We start from the raw sequence: 17,882 nt of genomic DNA, 5'->3' as shown, positions 1-17,882 counted from the left end.
TAGGGACGGGTTGTCGCGGTAAACCTTTGGAGTGAGGTATCTGCAGGGCAGTGGGCTCACCGCCGAGCGACGACAGTTCCGAGAATTACTGCGGCTGGCGGCAGCGCAGGACTTCGCTCGAGGGGAGAAGAACATGGTGATCGCCGCGCGGCTGCGGGTGAGCCTGCGGTCGGTGCAACGCTGGCGGCACGACTGGCGGACCGCGGGTGAGGCGGGACTGGCTTCGAAAGGCCCTGCGTGGCTGCCGATCCTGACCGATGCCCAGTTCGTGGTGCTCGAACACGAACTCGCGAAAGGGCCGGCCGCGCATGGTTTCGATGATCAGCGCTGGACCCTGGCGAGGATCAAGACCGTGATCGGGCGCCGCTTCCACCTGTCCTAGACGGTGCAGGGTGTGTCGCTGCTGTTGCACCGGCACGGCTGGAGTTGACAGGTCCCGGCACGACGTGCGGTCGCGCGACGACGCCGCGGTCGCGGCCTGGGTGAAAGAGGCCTGGCCGCGGGTAAAACGACCGCGGCGGCGCTCGGTGCCTGGCTCTTTTTCGAAGACGAGTCCGGGTTCTCGATGACGCCGCCTACCACCCGAACCCGGTCCCCTCGCGGACTCACCCCGGTCATCCGCCTCCACTGACGAGCCCGGCACCGGGTCTCGATCGCCGCCCTGGCCTGCTATAAACCCAGACACCGCTCCCGGCTCATCTATCGGACCCACCGCGCTCGACCGAACCGTGTCGGGCGCTGGGGCTTCGGGTGGACCGACTACCGCGACCTGCTCTTCGCCGCCCACCACCAACTGAAAAGACCCCTCGTAGTGGTGTGTGACAACCCGACTTCCCACACCGCCCTCGGTATGCGAGCATTCGCCGCTGACGCCGACTGGCTGACGGTCTATCAACTGCCGACCTACGCTCCCGATCTCAACCCCGTCGAGGGAATCTGGTCAGTGCTACGCCGGTCACTGGCCAACACGATCTTCACCGACCCCGACCACCTCACCGCCGCCGTCCGCACCCGACTCCGCCGAATCCAACACCGCCCCAACCTGATCGACGGCTGCCTCACCGGCACCGGCCTCAACCCGATCGCACCATGACGACCTCACGAATTTGAAAGTCGTTAGTAGTTCAGGCCGCCGGGCGTACGGCCGGAGCACAGAGCCCATCGCCGCATTGCTTGCCTAGTTTGACGGGTCGAGCAGTGCGCGAAAGAGCTCCGACCCACCTCAAGATCGCTGGACGATCGAGAGTTATGGAACCCAAGAGCAGTCTCAGTTCGATAGGCGTAGTCAGCAGTGGGCAATTTCCTACCAAGTGAACTATGCCGAGAGGGAACAAGGCGAACGTTGGCGCCGAGAACTCGTTGCGGTAATCGGTGACCTGCTGGAATGGGTCAGCTTGCAAGCAAATCGCCGTCCTGATCTTGAGCGCACACACTGCCGAATGACGGTCGAACCGCAGCACCAATCCCCGTGCTTGGCTGAAGGTTGCTGGCTCGAACCACGTTGCCCCGAGGGATTCGAACCGCCACCATCTGACCTGGGGTTTCCTCCTGACTACCGACATCGTTGGCGTGGCGTCAAGCCTGTGAACTGCGCAAACCTTCTACTTCTGTACTGTGCACGAAAACCTCGATTTCGACAGGCGTCGAAGCGCCGAAGATTGCGATCCCCTCCTACAGAAGGGTCGGTTGATCCGGAGACGGGACATGGGTTCGGACCGAATCGGGGACGGGCAGCACCCCAGCATGCGTGAGGTCTGCGGTACCGAATAGCGGTCCGGAGCAGACCTGATCTAGCAGATTCGACTGCCTCTCGTGTAGTTCTACGCAGCGGCCGAGCACATTGAGCAGGTCGAGCAGCTCGGTTGTGAACTTGGCGGGCCAGTGCTCCGGGTTCACGTCGTCGAGCGGGGAGGTGCGTTTGCTGCGTGGTAAGCGTTTGCGGTAGTCGAACCAGTGCTTGATCACCCTCAGTCCTGACACTTCGTATTCCCAAACCACTTGTGGGACAGGGCTTATCGTGCCAGTGCCGAGGTGCAGGGTCTCAGTCTCGGGGGTGTAGGTGATGGCATCCGGCATTCCATCAGTCGAATCGGGGATTCCCGTGACCACCTGAGGTTTTCGATCAGCCGCAAGCCTGGGACGCCTCGGTCTTCCCTGTGCGGGGTCGGTGTATCGGTTTCCGGACGTATGCAGCCACAGCACTTCTCGGCCGACGGTGACTGCTTCAGTCCACGTTGTCGGGTCGGTCGTGAGCGGGACACGGATGCCTGGCGTACGTAGATTCTCGACGAAACGAGAGGTGTAGGCGGGGTGTGCCACCACCGCCGCGATGTATGCCAGGAAGTCCTCGGCGGACACTGGAACGCCGAGGCGCGCGGTCAGCGCGGTTAGCAGTCCAGGCGCGATATTGGGGACAAAGCCGCCGCTATCGCGGTACAGCGGCAATACGCGACCGCCGCGGCCGTTGAAGTGGTGCACGCTGGGAACCAACTCGGTGAATACCAAGCCTGGTCCCGAGGTGATCGGGTGGGCATGCTGCTCGGTGACGTACACCTGTCTCAGGTTCCGGACCTCCCACAGCGGGGGTCGGGCACGGTCCACGACACGCGCGTCGTATACGACGTATTGACGGTCGAAGCTGCGCAGGGCCATGGGTTCGATCGGTGGGATTTCCGATGTCTCCGCTCCGAGCGCGACTGGAGTAGGGAGCTGACCTGGCAGTGCCGGAGGAATCTTGGTGAGGGTCCGGTCGCCTGTCTCCTTCATCAGGTCGGCTTTGTTTTCGGGTTGCGCGCGAATCAGCCGCCGCCAGCGATCATTCAGTGTATCGATGCTGGGTGCGTGAACCCAATTTCGGTTCGGCGTGACACCTGTCTGAGACCAGGGCATAAGCTCTCCGAGCGCTGGAAAGTTCTCCCACTCGCTATCGCTGCGAGGGCTGAAGACTTCATGCCATCCGTCGGAGGTCGTCATCCATCCGACGGAGCCGGGGGTGAGCTGTGTGAGCTCGGCGAATTTCTCGGCGCGGGTGCCGTGTAAGGCTCGATAGTGTACCCGAGCCGGTTGGTCGCGGTCGCCGTGGCCGTAGCGGACGAAAACCGCTATGCACAAATGGTGTTGGACACCCGGGAATACGCGGGTATTGATCGGTGGCTGGTGTTCTTCCGGGGATACGTCGATGATCCATCCCTCATCTGCGGTGCGGCGCAAGTACTCTCGCATGCCGCTGTGTCCCTTGCCTGTCGTGAAGGAGGACGGGGTGATGAATGCGACGATCCCCGCAGGTGAGTCAGGATGGGCGTCGAACACCTTCCAGGTGGCCCACCGCCAGAAATACACGTAAAGATTGGACAGCACGTTTTCGTATTTTCCGAGCCCCTTTGCGCGAAAGGCGCTGAGCGGAGTGGTTTCTCCGCGTTGACCGCTGCCGGACTCTACCCAGCCGCCCAGTCCTTTGGCCCGCTCTCTGTACGGCGGATTACCGATCACCACCTGGACCTTCACCTCGCGCTTGACCTTGTTCGCCTCAGATCTCGATCGGGCGATTTGTTCCAGGATCGAGGGGATGTAGGTTTGCTCGGCGTAGGGGTCATCCAGGGTGTTGGCGATATAGAACTGGACTTCCTTCTCCGGGATCTCGGTCTTGTGATCGGCTTTCAGCGCTTGATGCACCCGCAATTCCGCCACCGCGAACGGGCCGGTCTGAAGCTCGAATCCGATCAATCGCCGAAACAGGGCACGCAGCTGCGGAGGCACAGCGCCCGGCCCCTCCTCGTCGGCCACCGTACGCGCGACGCGATCCACGATGTTCAGCAGGTAGGTTCCGGTGCCCATGGCCGGGTCGATGATCTGGACGTCGTCGGTGGCGAATCCCCATGGTTTGTCGAGGCGCTCGCGCAGGAGCTCGTCGACGAATCCGACCATGAACGAGACAACCTCGTTGGGCGTGTAGTAGGAACCGCTCTGTTGCCGTAACGACGCGTCGTATTGCTCCAGGAAGTGCTCGTAGAAGTGCAGATATGTGTCGGTGTTGCCCCGGCTTAAGGTGTCCCAGTCCACCGCGCCGATGACCCGCTGCAGGGTCGTCACCACGACACTGCGTTCCTCCACGCCGTGCGCGGTCAACACCGCGAGCGACCGGCCCATGAGGGAATGCTTCTTGCCAAGCAGCTCGGCCACCTGAGCCAGGGTTTGCCCGTCGAAGGATATGCCGTCCACGCGTGCCAGCAGCAGCGCGAAGACCACAGTCTGCGCGTACGAATCGGCGAATTCGGCGTCGGAGAGGCCCGGGAACATGTACTGTCGCCAGTCCTCAGCTAGCCCGGTGAATAGGGGCTCTGGTTCGGTGCCGGCCTGTTCCCGGGCTAGTGTCTCTCGCACCTCGTCGCGGAGGAGTCGACAGAGGTTGGCGACCGCCCGTACGAGTTGCGTGATCGAGCGTGGCGGATCCGGCTTCCACCCTAGGAAGTCGATCATCACCCGCTCGAATTCGCTGTCGGCTGGATGGAGTTTGGCGTCGGCTTTCCGTAGGTCGCCGTCGAGCATCGCAACCTGCCCGCTCAATGCTCCATAGCGGTAAACCGCCCAATGCGTTCCATCGGTATAGAGGACGTTGGGTAGGAGGGAGAGCTTGTCCCACTGCGCCTGTTCGTGGGCGTTCGGCTTCCACAAGGTGGGCACCTTGCGTCCGGGGGCCTTCAGCTCGGCGTAGCCCACCCGCGCGCCTGCGACGTTCACCATGAAGTCGGGTCGAACGCCGAGGGGAGGCAGTGCCGTTTCGGCGACGGTCATGACTTCGACGCCGAGGACGCCAGCTACCTCGTCAATCAAGGCGCAAAACGGAGCGCTCAGTTGATGTTCCGCGCCTCCGGCGCCCGCCCGTAACCGCGGCCCCACTGCCGCACCGAACTTCGACACTGCGGATCCGAATGCCTTCGAATATCCCTTGCTGCCATTGTGTTTTGCTGGCATCCCCACCGATTCCCCTGTAGTGCAACAGAATTAGTTTTGGAAGCGAATCGTGACACACTCGTCGGCCGTCGGCATCCCGAACCGGTGATCAACCAGGCTGCAACGGTTGGGGAAGGCGGCACGGCTCATCCCCGCCGCGAACCTCTTGGGCGGACGGATGATCGGACAACACCGCGCCAGACTCCGGGTGCCCCGCACATGCCGTCCCATTAGGCCCTCCGGTGTACTTGCCGCACAGCGGTCTCTCGGTGGTGAAAGTCTTGAAGTGGCCTCAGGCCCGATGAAGCGCGGTGACGGCAGCCGCGTCACTATCGTCGATTCCAGCCGATGTATCGGGCAGCGCTTCGTGCATGTGCCCGCCAGGACAATGGTCGAATACCGGAGTCGGTGGCGTTGTTTGGGGTGTCGTCTTGTTGCGAGGCGAGGCGGTCGATCCCCTCGGCGCGTCTGACCCCGCCGAGCGAGGGGAGTATCCAAGTTCGCCGAGGTCCAGGCTTACCCGTTAGGCAACTACCTGATCCGGTTCCAAGACCAGATGACACCCATCGCTCCGGCCGAGTCCTTGTTTTGCGGCGATCGGTTGTGTTTCTGCTGGCCGGTTCGTCTTGCTGACCTGGTCTTAACGGCGCTTACCGAATCCGGCTGTACGACAACAAGGTTCTGTCCGCGTGGGTTTCGGAAACGGGCCCGGCGCCCTGGGCACTGAGGTTCGATATCTCATGGCGTCGGCACCTCTCGACGAACCCCGCCGCGCTGCTCGGTTCGTGTATGAACCGCTCGAAGGTCGACTGGTCGATCTCGAATAACTCTTCGTAGTCCACGATGCTGGCACTAACGGGAATCTACAGGTAGTACTTTCCTGCGGTTCTTTCGATGCTCAGGGAGAACTGGAGCTCTCGGGAGAAGTACCTGTGTTCGAACTTCAAGGTGTCGCCTTGACGTAGGGGAGGAAAAGCTCCGCCAGGTCGACACCGTGAGCGCAATTGTCGGCTAACGAATCGGTGGCGAAGAGCCCTTCCATCTTCAGCGTGCCTCCCGGTACGCCGATGAGAATCATGCAGGAGCGTCCCTCTAGGTCGCTTACATCCGCGAGCCTTCCATCGAAGGAGTTCGAGAGTGCTGTCCTGTCCGTCTTGGCGATGCCTGAGTATTGGTTCCGAACCCACTCGATGTTCCGATTTGTAACGGCCATACTGAAGGACTTGCCTCGTGCCGAGAGTTCCACCCAACACCCATTCGATGACGAATTGGACAGTGTCTGATCATTGTCCGGATAGAGGGATACAGATAGTGGCTTCAGTCCTTGCGGCGCGAAGAGATCGGCGGGGATCGCATCGCAGGGATTCCTCAACGCCACGCGCGAATACGCCTCAGCCGCCGTTGTTGTGGCGCTCGGGCCATCTGAGCCGTCCGTCGCGCTGCAAGCGCTCAGCGCACCCGCTATCGCCGCGCTCGTCAGCATTGTGCGAATGGCACGTACCGAAGGCGCCACGCCATGCCGGTGAGTGTGAGCCATCACCGGGTTGTGACAGCGAGGTAAGGGAGGAATGTCCTCGCCAAATCCAGTGCGCGATCGCAATTCTTGACGGACGGGTCGGTGGTGAAGCGACCGTCCATCTTGAGAGTGCCGCTGGGGATTTCCACCGCGATCAGGCACCAATCTGGGCTCTGTTCGTTGACGATCGCCTTCTTGCCATCGAGTACGAGCTCTGGGTTCGGGCTGCCGGTTTTCGTGTTCTGCTGGTAGACGTGCTCAACCCAGGCGAAGTCTCGATTGGTGACTCCGAGATCGAAGTGTTGTGGCTGGCCGGGTGTCAGGAGCTGCATCGAGCAGCCGTTCGATGACGAGTTGGGCAAGCTGGAATCCTTATCCGGATACAGCGTGGTCGGTTCTGTTTGTATGTGCTGTTGTGCCAGCACCGCGGGTGGAATGGAGTCGCACGGATTCGCCAATGCCGCACGGACATACGTAGAGGCGCTGGTCGAGGTAACCGTGGGGCTTTCTGGAGACGATGTGGTGCTGCAGGCGCTCGCGGCGCTCACCGCAACGGCAGTCACCAGCAGAGTGCGAACCGTGTTTGTCATCCTCGCCTTTCGAGCTATTTGGTTGGTTCGACGCCGCCGGTGAACCAGGACTTCAGTTTGTCCGTGTTTGTCACCAGGCTGCTGCCGACCGTGTCGTTGTAGGCACCGCCGTAATCGCCGACATATCCGTTCACTCTGGCGTCGGGCACGTTGGCGTGGCTCAGGTATTCCTTGAAGTTCTGATTCGCGGTCGCCTGAGACGCGTACTGGTCCGGATATTGGATTCCGTGCAGTTCGGGTTTCGGGTTCCACGCTTCGATAGCCTGGTCCAGGCCGGTGTCTCTGAGATCGCCGATGAGTCCGTGCACGATCGCGCCGCCGGGAACGCGGTTGATTGCGACATCGCTGCCTTGGCCGATCAGGTCCTTCACGAACTCGCCTGCCTGTTGCCTAGCCTCGTATTGAGCTTGGACGTGGTGATTGTGGTCGTCGGCCTTGATCGAGTCCAGGTAGATCTTCGCGTTCTGCGATGACACGTTCATATGCGCGTCGACATTGGCGAGGTATTTGGCTGTCTCGAGCGGGTTGGGGTCCTGCCCGGCGACGATGCCGGCCACCACTTCGGCCTGGTTGGCCTGCCGGGCGGTTTCGAGATACAAGGAACCCTCGTCGGAAAGGTTGGCCAGGAACAGCATTCGTCGGCCGTCATTGGGGGCGAAGCGGAGTTGATCTCCCTCGACCCCGGTGGTGACGGGAATGGTTCCGCCATGCCCGTCCGGCATTACCGGCGGGAGGTTGAAGAGATCGGCGTTGGGCGCGAGCGCCTTGGCCAACCCGGTAGCCAACTCGGGGTTGTCGGCAAAGGACCTTGCGAACCCCTTGAATGTGGTGTCGCCGAGGACCTGGTCTCCGTCGTCGTCCTTGTATTGCGTCTGGGTGATCAGCCTGCCGTCGTCGGCCAGCAGTGTGCCGTTGTGATCATGCGGGGCAAAGTAATTCGGCAGCGCGGCGAGTACCCGTCGCGCGTGGTCACCGGTGACGCCGGGGTCGTGGCTGTGCTCACCGGTCCAATCGAACAGGCCGGCGGCAGCTTTGCCGTCATCGGGCCACTCGTGCCGAAATACGGCGTTGGCGAATTCCTGCGGCTTGTAGCTGTCCGGCTTGAACGTATCGCCCAGCGCACCATGTGACAGATCGGCGGTGACGCCGTCGCCGGACATGAGGGCGTAGGACGATTCATGGTTGCGCGCGGCGCCGGTCAGGAACTGTTCGGCCGCACGGTCCATCATCGCCCGGTCGGTGTCATAGAACGTGGATGGGAGATTGCCTCCCATGTTCTTGTCGACCTCGTTGAGGTAGTTGGCGATGCTTGCGCCCTGTCGGCCGAGTTCGATGCCGAATTCCTTGCCCGGCGTGTAGCCCGGGTTCGACTGGCCGAGCAACTCGGCGAAGCGAGCTTGCTCGGCGAATCGGTCCCGAACCTGGGTGGGGGTGCCATATGCGGCGACCCGGTCCTCGACGCGGCCGGATATCAGTTCGCGGATGTCGGCGGGCAGGTTCTGGTATCCGCCCTGGGCGAGAGCCTTGCCATCGAGACCGCGGCTGACGATCTGGTCGTTGCTGACCAGCATCAGGCCGTTGGCGAGGTTGTCGCGTTGTGAGGCAGCGACGGTGCTGCCGCCCTGCTCGCGTGTCGACAGGTAATCCTCGAGGGCCAGGACACCGTCCTTGCCGGCGGATCGGTAGAACTCCCGGTAATAGTCCTGTACCGACGCCGGCACGGTGGTGAGTTCGCCGCCTTCGGCGAGGACCTGTCGTTGTTGGCCGGTGAGTATGTACGCGGGCATTTTGCCGAGAACGGCGTCGAATGAGCCGGTGTCGTGATCCCGCGCGCCCGCGGCGATGACCTGACCGTCCTGACCACCGAGCCGTCCGCCCTGGGTGGTGGCTTCGCCGACATCGATACCGGACCCGAACAGATCGCCGGCGGCTCGGACGAGCTCAGCGTTGTCCGTGAGTTTCTGTTTGTGCTTGGCGATTTCGTTCATCAGGTCGGCGAACGCGGAGCGGACGGCGGTCTGGTGTTCGTCGATCGTCTTGCGCTCTACGCCGTCCTTGTCGGGGATCTGCCAGGCGTCGTCGACCCACAATCCGAGGGCTTTCGCATCGCTGATCCGGTCCAGGACCACCTGCTTGAACGAAGACAAGGTGCTGCCGGCCTGCTCCAGCAGGGTCGGGACATCGTCGATCTCGTAATAGATCTTGCGGGCTTGGGTGAAGTCCTCGTCGACACGTTCGTATGCGGCGTCGTGCGCCGCGCCCGACCATCCTTGCCCGGCCTCGCCGAAGTGGTTGCGGGCCTTGTCGATTTGCTCTTTGAACGTCGTATTGCCAACGCGGACAACCGATGCCCAATCACTCAGGGCAAAGAAATTCCATTTGTCGACCTCACGTGGAGTCGGTACGCCGTGCGAGTTCGGCATCAGTGAGCTCCGGAGGAATGGAAATCGAACTTGTCGAGTTCCTTCTTGAAGGTGTCGTCTGTCATCGCGTAGTCGGTGGCGCAGCTGCGAACCTTGGTTGCTATGGCCCGCTCACGCTCGGCAACACGCAGGTAGGCGCCCTCGATGAACTCGCCGGTCTGGTCGCACACCTGCACGATGTCGCAGGCGACCAGCGCTGATCGGACGGCTGACAGGGCAGACCGGATATCGACGGCGTCGATGGCGTTGCCCGCGTCGTCCAAGGTCTTCGCTAGAGTATTCAGTTGGTCGATATCGGCCTTGAACATGCCCATAACCCCACCGTTCGTGCAATACGAAGTTCGACGGTCGCATATTACCGACTGGTCTGAATGCCAGGAGTTAGCGGGGTCGCATGACTAAATTCCTGCAATGCGCGAAGGCTCGCTCATACACGAACGCACTGTTATAGGCGATAGGTGTTCGGAAGGAAGCGCACATCGTGGTGGGGCGAACGGTCCACGGTGCGTTCAGCCCTGAACCCGGCACTCCCACACGTAATCCCGTGCCCGGCTGCGGGCCACCATGATCTGCCGGGCCGCCAGTTCCGGGTCGTCGGGGAGGGCGGATTCGCGGACCATGTGGAAGACCGCGGCGAAGTCCATGCCCTTGGCTCGGTGGACGGTGCCGATTTTGATTCGGTGTCGTCGGTGCCGTCGTAGTGCTCCATGGAGAGGGCGCGGAGGCCCTGGCGGTTGAGGAGGTCGCGGAAGTGTTTGGCGTCCTCGTGGTTGGTGATGATGGCGATGTCGCCGGGGGCGAAGCCGCAGGTTCGAATTCGGTCTAGGAGATGGGCGTCTACTTCGACGGCGGGGAGGGATTCGAGGATGGCTGAGCCTTCGGGGAGGACGGCTTCGCTGTCTCGGAGGGTGAAGCCGGGGGAGCCGTCTAGGTCGTCGACGATGTCGATGGCGTTGACCTGTTAGGCGAAGGCGAGGATGGCTTCGCGGTTGCGGTAGTTGACGCGGAGTTTGGCGCCGCGGCCGACGATGGGGATGCCGGCGTCGCGCATGCGCCAGCGGCCGGGATAGACCTGCTGCTGGCCGTCGCCGACGAGGAGCAAGGGGGACTCGGGGGTGCCGCCCGCGATCTGGTGGACCAAGCGGAGCTGGGCGAATGTGAAGTCTTGTACCTCGTCGACCACAACCAGGCCGTAGGGATCCTCAAGTGGGGCGACGCGCAATTCCTCCGTGGCGATGGTGATGAGGTCGTCGAAGTCCGCGACACCTTGTTCGGTCAGGAGCGCTTGGTAGGGCTCGTAGAGTTCTCGCCAGACGATCTCTTTGTGCCGCCCATTGAGATGTACGCCGCGCCTGCGGTCGACTCGCTTGTATTCGTCGAGACTGCTCAGTTCGAGGCCTTTGATGATGCGGTGAATCTCCTCTTCCCAGTACGCGGGGCTGGGATGGAGCGGCGTGAGCAGAGTGCGAGCCTCGCGGCGCCATGCGGCGGCGAAACCGTTGTCGATCCGGCCTTTGTCCGGATCGATATCGTGGCTGCGCTCTCGCAGGAAATCCCGTGCCCAAGCGTGTAGTCCGAGGAACCGGGCGCGGTCCGCAGCGTGCGGCGCCAGTTGTAGGAACCCCGCATGATGGTAGTCCGGCAGGGTTTTCACGAAGCTGGTGAACAGCATGCGGCCGGGCCGTTGAACTTTCGGTACACCAGGTCGAGTTGCTGGGGGTCCAGGAAGGTCATCCAGTCTTTGAACGGGCGCTGCAAGATGCGGTTGCGCTCGTCATCGCGGAGGTCGGTGGAGTCGAAAAGTCCTTCGGTGACAGCCGTTTCGGTGCTCGGCGCGTCGTCCGCGGAGAGCAGTTCGAAGCGTTCGGAGCGGGTGGCCACCTCGAAGGCGATATCGCGGGCGCGTTGTCGCGTCAGTTGCGCGGCCTGGCCGAACAGATACTTCGGCAGGCTCATCGGATCGAGCGCGGTGTAGAAGTCCGCTGCGGCTGTGGTCTGCTCGGACAGCACCAGCATCTCGATCATGTGCGGTACGTACTGATGCTGTCCCGCAGTCACATTCGCGAACAGCTCTTCGGCCTTTACCCGAAGCCGCGTCAGGTGGTCGCGATCCGGTGCGCCATCGGTGAAGACGAAGGCGAATACGCCGGTCGGGCCTATCGCGTACGCTCCGGGCCGGCCTGCGGGCGGGAACGTCTCGCCCCGGTGGACGAGTACATGCCATCCGCTGCGCATGAGCGGCACGGACAGGAACAACCCGTGCGTCGCGGACAACGCCCGAAACCCGCTCAGCTGCTCTTCGACCCACTGTCGCCGCTTCTCGAACCGCATATCGACCATCGGACCAACCCCCTCGGTACCGTCGCGGCCCCCTGCGCCGCAATTCGAGTATCAGTGAGATGTCCGCAGAAAGACTGTCGGTTCAAGGAGATCGGCACGCGGCGGCAGACTCGGCGCAGATCTCGTCAGTACCTGCCGGTGGTGGTCAGAGGGCGTTGCGGAAGGGCTGCCAGGTGGCTTCGGAGGACACGAACAGCTGGACGTTGGAGTCTGGGATGTTGGGTAGGGCTTTGGCTCCGGGGAACTCGGCGCGGCGCAGGGTGAGGCCGACTATGACGGGCTGCCAGGTGCGGTTCAGGGAGCGCATGTGCTTCTCGACCTCGGTGAGAGTGCCGATGTCGCCGAAGACGTCATAGCTGACGCCGTCTTTCATGGCTTTCCATTGGGTGAGGATGATCGGGTAGTTGTTCACGTCGACTTCGGTCGCGGTGTTGTAAGCGATGTCGTAGCGGCGGCCGGGGGCGTTCCATTCGCGTTCGAAGTTCAGGCCCTGGGCGGCGTTGGCTTGGTGGAGTTGCCAGCGCAGGAACTGGACGACGCACCATTGTTCCCAGCCGCCGTTCTTGGAGATGGTGACGACCTCGTTGAGGGCGGCTGCTTCGGCGGCTGCCCACTGGGTGAGGTCGTTGAAGAGATGGTCGAGCGTCAGTTTCCGCATCGCTGCCTCCGCGGGTCTCGTGTCCCCGGAATTATGGTAGGGCGGATGAAATATGCTGGCGTGCAAATAATCTGACGGATCGTGCCAGTGTTGTTGCTGTACGGTCCGGGTGGTTGGTCTGTTATGGGATCCGAGCTGACACCGGATCTGCTCCGAATATCAGGTCATGAATGATGAACGATTCGGCGCAGCCACCGGTGGGTGCAGGTGACCGCACATTCAACTCCGGCCACTGAGATCTGGCGTATGACAGACGGATTCGGCACTCGGATCGCGATCATCGCCGCGTTCGAATCGGAGACGGACCAACCCTTGTACTGCATCGATGTCGATGTGTGCGCTCATCCCGAGATAGTGGCCGCCGGCGACTTCGATACGCTCGAAGACGCCGCGAGTTCGTGGCGATCCGTCGTCGGCGATACCGCGGCCGATTCCGTTCCCGGCAAAGTTACCGATCTGGCATGGCTCTCCGGTGTACTCGGTTGCGCCGCATCGCATCTCGATGATGTGGCGGACCGCGAAATCTCGGATCGAGTTGAAGCACTGATACAGAGCTGGCGGGCCGCCGGTGTGCAGCCGAAACAAGATGAGCCGTTGTCGTTGGCGGACATATCCCGGATCGTGGATGTATTCATGAAGTGGCATCGGGGCCGCTACCGGACCACAGGTGACGTCTCCGCGGTTCTCGCTCTCGCCTGGCATTGGCATGCGGTCACGGTTCGCGGCACTTGGGGACGGGTCTCGCCGCATCGTGCGGCTCATCTGCGAGACCTCATCCACGAATGGGATCACAGCGAAATGGTTCGCGCGGCAGCGCTGAAATTGCTGCCGCGCTGGATCGTGTTTCTGGGCGAGTGCGGGAAATTGCCGCAGCCGCTGCTTCAAGCGGCTGTCGATGCGGCGGCGACTGATGCCTGTCCGGAGGACTGTACGTGCCAGCCCGATGGGTAAACCGCCTTCACGCCGACACTGAATCCGGTCCCTCGAGAATCAATCGCCGGATCATTTGCAGGATGACGGCGCGCTGTGGGATTACCAGACGCCCGGGCGTCGGTTCGCTGGCCCAATGCCAGTCGCCGGCCCGGTCGGAGCTGGGCAGTCTGACGCGTGCGCCAGGCACCGAGAAGGTGACACCGTACGCGGTGAGAAGTCTCCGCATGCGCAGCGGCACAACGTGATACGGAATCGGTGCGGCGACGAGGAACGTCCAGCGCCGGTCCCGCGGATCGGCTATCACCGGCGTCGAGGGCAAGCCAGTGAGCCGGCCGCGGACTTGCTCGCCCAGTTCGGCGGGTAGCTCGATCGCCTCGATCGGCGACCCCATGGTGAGATACGGCCGATCAGCGAATGTTTCGACCGGTAGCCCGAAGCGGGCTCGCAGCAGGTGCGCGGATTCGTGTGGGGAGCAGCAGGATTCGAACATCGGAACCTCCGGACGGCAGCTGGTGTGCACCCGGCGGCGGGGACGCGGCGGATTGCATGGACCGGACGCGACGAGGCTGGAGAACTTCGCGTCGGATCCGCGGCGTGGGGCCCGAGTGCGGAGGGTTGGGGCCCGTCCACCCGGCGCCGGGTGCAGAAATAGTGTGCGCCTGGATGTTTGCCGTAGGGGTGACGTGCTGATGGCCATCCGATGTCCGGCTGTAACGCTGTGGTATCCGGTCGTGAAATGGCGGCGGTGAGCTAGCTCACCACGAGATCATCTGTAGCGCTGATACTTTCACGGTCGACGGTGAACCGAGTCCGCGTGATTCGGCGCGTGGTGGTGAGCTCATCTTCCCGCCGCCGGTGACGGCTGAAGCGGTCAGTGGCCGTGGTCCTGTGACTCATGCTCGTCCAGGGCGTTTTGCAGGGTGGCGTTGAGGGCCTGGGCTTCGGCGAGTTGGTCTTCGAGGATGACGATGCGGCAGGCGCCCTCGAGGGAGTTGCCGGCGTCTATCAGTTCGCGTACTCGGGCCGCTATGCGGAGTTGGTAGCGGGAGTAACGGCGGTGGCCGCCGGGGGAGCGTTGGGGGGTGAGCAGGCGGGCGGCGTCGAGGGTGCGGAGGAAGGCTTGGGTTACGCCGAGGATTTCGGCGGCGCGGCCCATGCTGTAGGCGGGGAAGTCTTCGTCGTCGAGTCTGTCTGTCCCGCCGGTCGTGCCGGTGGGGGTCGTATCTTGTTGCTGCACAGCACCTCTCGGGGTTTGGGAACGACGGGAGGCCCCGGCGCGGGTGCGCCGGGGCCTGAGATCTACGTATACGAAAGGGACAAACTTTTCACCGGCCCCTGTGGGTCGATGGTTTACATGGCATCGGAGATGCCTCGCGATGTGAAATCGGTTCGGGGTTACTCAGTAGCCACCACCTCCGCGCGTCGGATTTTGCTGTCAAGGTCTTCGTCTTTCTGCGCCCTGTCCCCTCCGGCGGCGGTCCTGGCCGTGGGGCCGGATGCTTCGTCTGCGCCGGAGGGGTCGGGCGTACCGCATGCCAGGCAGTTCACCTGCCCAGCTACTCGATCTCTTCTCTGAACGACAGTGAAATTACACAGTCCCGCGCGGAATGTCTAGACCCACCACTACAGATTTTTTCAGCTGGGCAGTCCAGTGAAGCTCGCGGCGATCTGGGCGGCGGCGGTGTCCGGTTTCGGGCTGGTCCCGTTTCGATGGAACCGAACCGACTGGTTGAATGAATTTTGTTGGGGTGGAGTCGAATTGGTTGTCGTAGGTGTGCTCTACGCTTGCCCTGACCGAGACGTCCAGGGGCATTGGAGCGGTATGAGCAGCGCGGTCGAGTCTGTGCTTTCCCTCGTGGTGGTGGTGAACAAGGCGCAGGGCCGCCTAGTCGTGTGGCATGTGAATGTCGGACGGGCGATCGGGCTTTCGCGATTGTCCGGGGCGTGGGTGCTGGAAGCTGAGGACGGGGAGGAGTCGGCGACGCTGACGGCGGGGTACCGGGCGATCGAATGCGAGGAGGGAGCTCTGAGCGGGCTCGACATCGGCGGCGTGATCGATCTGGACGCCACGGTCGCGGCGGTGCGCGCCGAGGTGACCGCCGTGGACGAGGCGTTCACGGCCCATCAGGCCGCGGTGGCCGGCAAGCTGATTCGGCCGCAATGGCCGGTGATCGCACACCCGCTGGAGGCTCGGTTGCCATTGCAGGGCATCACCGAGGCGATCCGGCCGGTGCTGGTCGCGGCGCGGGGGATCGCGGATCTGGCCGATGCGTGGTCCGCGTTCGAGTCTTTGCGGACGGCGCGCCCGTTTCTGGCGGAGCACGGCGGGCTAGCGGTCCGGCCACTGCCGCTTGTGGTGCGCTGACTTCGGGTGAATCGCGGGCGGCCCGGATGTGACCGATAAGCTCTCACGGGTGACCGACGAGAAGCTGTTGCAGGGACCCATCCATAACGTCCACGTTGAGCTGGGCGCCACCTTCGCGCCGTTCGGGGGGTGGGAGATGCCGGTTTCCTATGCGGGGACCGTGGGGGAGCACACCGCGGTGCGCAGCAGCGTCGGGCTGTTCGACGTCAGCCATCTCGGTAAGGCGACCGTGCAGGGTGCGGGGGCTGCCGAATTCGTGAACTCGGCGTTGACCAACGATTTGAATCGGATTCGGCCCGGGAAGGCGCAGTACACGTTGTGCTGCACGTCCGAGGGTGGGGTTATCGATGACTTGATCGCCTACTACGTGAGCGATGACGAGATCTTCCTGGTGCCGAACGCCGCCAATACCGCGACCGTGGTGGCCGAACTTCAGAAGGCCGCGCCCGAGGGCGTCACCGTGACCGATGAGCATCGGGAGTACGCGGTGTTCGCGGTGCAGGGGCCGAAGTCGGCGGAGGTGCTCGCGAAGCTGGGGCTGCCGACCGAGATGGAGTACATGGCGTACGAGGACGCCGAGTGGGAAGGGCGTCCGGTCCGGGTTTGCCGGACGGGCTACACCGGGGAGCATGGGTACGAGCTGCTGCCGCGCTGGGCGGATGCGGAGGCGGTGTTCCGGGGGATTCTGGCGCAGGTCGAGGCCGCTGGGGGACAGGCTGCGGGGCTCGGGGCTCGCGACACCCTGCGCACCGAGATGGGTTACCCGCTGCACGGACATGAACTGTCCGTTGATATTTCGCCGTTGCAGGCGCGCACCGGCTGGGCGGTGGGGTGGAAGAAGTCCGAGTTCTGGGGCAAGGCCGCGCTGGAGCAGGAGAAGGCGGCGGGGCCCAAGCGGATTCTGCTGGGGCTCAAGGCCATCGACCGGGGTGTGCTGCGGCAGGGGCAGACCGTGGTGCGGGGGGATCAGCAGATCGGGGAAACCACTTCCGGCACCTTCTCGCCGAGTTTGAAGATCGGGATCGCGCTCGCGCTGCTCGACACCGCCGCGGGTATCGAGCCCGGTGACGAGGTCGAGGTGGATGTGCGTGGCCGGCGTTTGCGGTGTGAGGTCATCCGGCCGCCGTTCGTCGAGGTGCGCACCGCGTAAGAACAGCGAAAACGCCCGCTCGCCAATGGTTTCCGGACCGGCGAGCGGGCGTTTCTCGTTTCAGCACCAGGTGCCGACGACCGAGTTCTCCTGCTTGCACTGGGCCTGGGTGAGGTTCGCGGGGCGCAGGGTCGTGAACATCTGGCGCATGGTGTCGGCGGTGGCCGCGTCGGAGACGTCCTGGTCGGCGTAGATGACCATGACCACGGATTGGCCGTTGTTCGCCGCGATGGCTACCGCGTGCACGACGGCCGTGGCGGTGTTCTTGCAGGTGAAGGGCGCCGCGTTGGCGATGGTGGCGGTGACGTGGGCGGCGGGGCGGCCTTGAATGGTGAGTTCCTCGGCCCCGCTCAAACTGATCTGACCGGCCGGTTTGCCTTCGTCGGAGGCGGCCAGCTTGGACCAGCTGTCGGCGATGGCACGAGCGGCGTCGGCGGGGACGCCCAGCCGGGACCCGGTCACGCCCGCGATGGCACGCGGGCCGTAGTCACCGCACGCCTTCTCCTTGTAGGTCGACGCGCCGCTCATGACCACTCGATCGGCGCCGTCCTCGAAGCCGACGATGGTGGTGGGCGTCGGGACCGTCCAGTCCGCGGGCACGTCGTAGACGGCGTTGCGGGAGATCGAGTACGCGGTCTGCCAGCCGGGCGTCACGGCGGGGATCACGGCTTTGGGCGCCGTGGTGGTCGTGGTCGTCGTGGTGGTGGTCGGCGCGTGGGTCGCGGTGTCCTGCGGACCGTAATTGTCTGCGGGCAGGGCGTTTCCGTTGACCAGGTGACCGGGTTGCCGGATCGCCACGGTGACCACCGCGATCAACGCGAGTACCGATACCAGAATCAGCGCGAGCAGCCACGGGCGCGTGGCGTGTGGCGGTTCGGGGTCGACGGTGTATTCCGTAGGCGGCTGGTACACCCGTTCACCCTATCGGCGTGCCGACCGACCGGCTCGAATCGTGGC

At 63.4% G+C, this 17,882-nt stretch carries 17 protein-coding genes; 5 read left to right on the top strand and 12 right to left on the bottom strand.

Annotation, left to right across the window (positions count from 1 at the left end):
• Positions 1-31 precede the first annotated feature (31 nt).
• Both NI1_RS35420 and NI1_RS38985 read left to right on the top strand, forming a co-directional pair.
• Complete coding sequence (locus tag NI1_RS35420; RefSeq protein WP_218026868.1) at positions 32-382, top strand: helix-turn-helix domain-containing protein; 351 nt, start codon at positions 32-34, stop codon at positions 380-382.
• A 270-nt stretch (positions 383-652) separates the two neighbouring features.
• Positions 653-1,093 (top strand): transposase, encoded by a 441-nt coding sequence (locus NI1_RS38985; protein WP_067830328.1) that lies wholly within the window; start codon positions 653-655, stop codon positions 1,091-1,093.
• A 578-nt stretch (positions 1,094-1,671) separates the two neighbouring features.
• Here the strand turns inward: NI1_RS38985 and NI1_RS35410 are convergent.
• The 9 genes from NI1_RS35410 to NI1_RS35370 all read right to left on the bottom strand — a co-directional run bounded on the left by NI1_RS35410 (position 1,672) and on the right by NI1_RS35370 (position 12,477).
• Positions 1,672-4,917 carry a type ISP restriction/modification enzyme gene (locus NI1_RS35410; protein WP_218026866.1) on the bottom strand — a complete coding sequence of 1,082 codons (3,246 nt, stop codon included), beginning with the start codon at positions 4,915-4,917 and terminating at the stop codon, positions 1,672-1,674.
• Between the two features lie 976 nt (positions 4,918-5,893).
• Positions 5,894-6,433: a DUF3558 domain-containing protein gene (locus NI1_RS38330; protein ID WP_169815685.1), complete on the bottom strand. Its 540-nt coding sequence runs from the start codon at positions 6,431-6,433 to the stop codon at positions 5,894-5,896.
• 53 nt (positions 6,434-6,486) lie between these two features.
• Positions 6,487-7,056, bottom strand: coding sequence for a DUF3558 family protein (locus NI1_RS37615; protein ID WP_084524211.1), 570 nt, complete (start codon positions 7,054-7,056; stop codon positions 6,487-6,489).
• Positions 7,057-7,070: 14 nt separating this feature from the next.
• Complete coding sequence (locus NI1_RS35390; RefSeq protein ID WP_067830316.1) at positions 7,071-9,479, bottom strand: TPR repeat domain-containing protein; 2,409 nt, start codon at positions 9,477-9,479, stop codon at positions 7,071-7,073.
• Positions 9,479-9,793 carry a hypothetical protein gene (locus NI1_RS35385; RefSeq protein ID WP_084524210.1) on the bottom strand — a complete coding sequence of 105 codons (315 nt, stop codon included), beginning with the start codon at positions 9,791-9,793 and terminating at the stop codon, positions 9,479-9,481. The genes NI1_RS35390 and NI1_RS35385 overlap by 1 nt, the downstream gene beginning before the upstream one ends.
• A 195-nt stretch (positions 9,794-9,988) precedes the next feature.
• Complete coding sequence (locus tag NI1_RS40025) at positions 9,989-10,123, bottom strand: hypothetical protein (RefSeq protein ID WP_281179528.1); 135 nt, start codon at positions 10,121-10,123, stop codon at positions 9,989-9,991.
• A 317-nt stretch (positions 10,124-10,440) separates the two neighbouring features.
• Positions 10,441-11,151 (bottom strand): UvrD-helicase domain-containing protein, encoded by a 711-nt coding sequence (locus NI1_RS35380; RefSeq protein WP_067830314.1) that lies wholly within the window; start codon positions 11,149-11,151, stop codon positions 10,441-10,443.
• Positions 11,130-11,819, bottom strand: coding sequence for a hypothetical protein (locus NI1_RS35375; RefSeq protein WP_067830312.1), 690 nt, complete (start codon positions 11,817-11,819; stop codon positions 11,130-11,132). Before NI1_RS35375 ends, NI1_RS35380 begins: the two co-directional genes overlap by 22 nt.
• A 145-nt stretch (positions 11,820-11,964) precedes the next feature.
• Positions 11,965-12,477 carry a hypothetical protein gene (locus NI1_RS35370; RefSeq protein WP_067830309.1) on the bottom strand — a complete coding sequence of 171 codons (513 nt, stop codon included), beginning with the start codon at positions 12,475-12,477 and terminating at the stop codon, positions 11,965-11,967.
• Between the two features lie 207 nt (positions 12,478-12,684).
• On the opposite strand from NI1_RS35370, the gene NI1_RS35365 reads away from it, so the two are divergent.
• Positions 12,685-13,428, top strand: a complete 744-nt coding sequence (locus NI1_RS35365) for a hypothetical protein (protein ID WP_157535512.1) — start codon at positions 12,685-12,687, stop codon at positions 13,426-13,428.
• A 7-nt stretch (positions 13,429-13,435) separates the two neighbouring features.
• Here the strand turns inward: NI1_RS35365 and NI1_RS35360 are convergent, their stop codons facing one another.
• Both NI1_RS35360 and NI1_RS35355 read right to left on the bottom strand, forming a co-directional pair.
• Positions 13,436-13,900 (bottom strand): hypothetical protein, encoded by a 465-nt coding sequence (locus NI1_RS35360; protein ID WP_067830305.1) that lies wholly within the window; start codon positions 13,898-13,900, stop codon positions 13,436-13,438.
• Positions 13,901-14,281: 381 nt separating this feature from the next.
• Positions 14,282-14,647, bottom strand: coding sequence for a MerR family transcriptional regulator (locus tag NI1_RS35355; RefSeq protein ID WP_067830302.1), 366 nt, complete (start codon positions 14,645-14,647; stop codon positions 14,282-14,284).
• A 585-nt stretch (positions 14,648-15,232) separates the two neighbouring features.
• Here NI1_RS35355 and NI1_RS35350 point away from each other — a divergent pair.
• On the top strand, positions 15,233-15,775 hold the full coding sequence (locus NI1_RS35350; RefSeq protein ID WP_067830299.1) for a hypothetical protein: 543 nt from the start codon (positions 15,233-15,235) through the stop codon (positions 15,773-15,775).
• 49 nt (positions 15,776-15,824) lie between these two features.
• Positions 15,825-16,925: a glycine cleavage system aminomethyltransferase GcvT gene (gene gcvT, locus NI1_RS35345; RefSeq protein WP_067830459.1), complete on the top strand. Its 1,101-nt coding sequence runs from the start codon at positions 15,825-15,827 to the stop codon at positions 16,923-16,925.
• A 60-nt stretch (positions 16,926-16,985) separates the two neighbouring features.
• Here gcvT and NI1_RS35340 read toward each other — a convergent pair whose 3' ends face one another.
• Positions 16,986-17,837: a DUF8017 domain-containing protein gene (locus tag NI1_RS35340; RefSeq protein WP_067830296.1), complete on the bottom strand. Its 852-nt coding sequence runs from the start codon at positions 17,835-17,837 to the stop codon at positions 16,986-16,988.
• Positions 17,838-17,882: the final 45 nt, after the last annotated feature.

The organism is Nocardia inohanensis NBRC 100128 (genome assembly GCF_001612945.1).
GTDB lineage: Bacteria > Actinomycetota > Actinomycetes > Mycobacteriales > Mycobacteriaceae > Nocardia > Nocardia inohanensis.
This window is presented reverse-complemented; position numbering and strand designations above follow the sequence as displayed.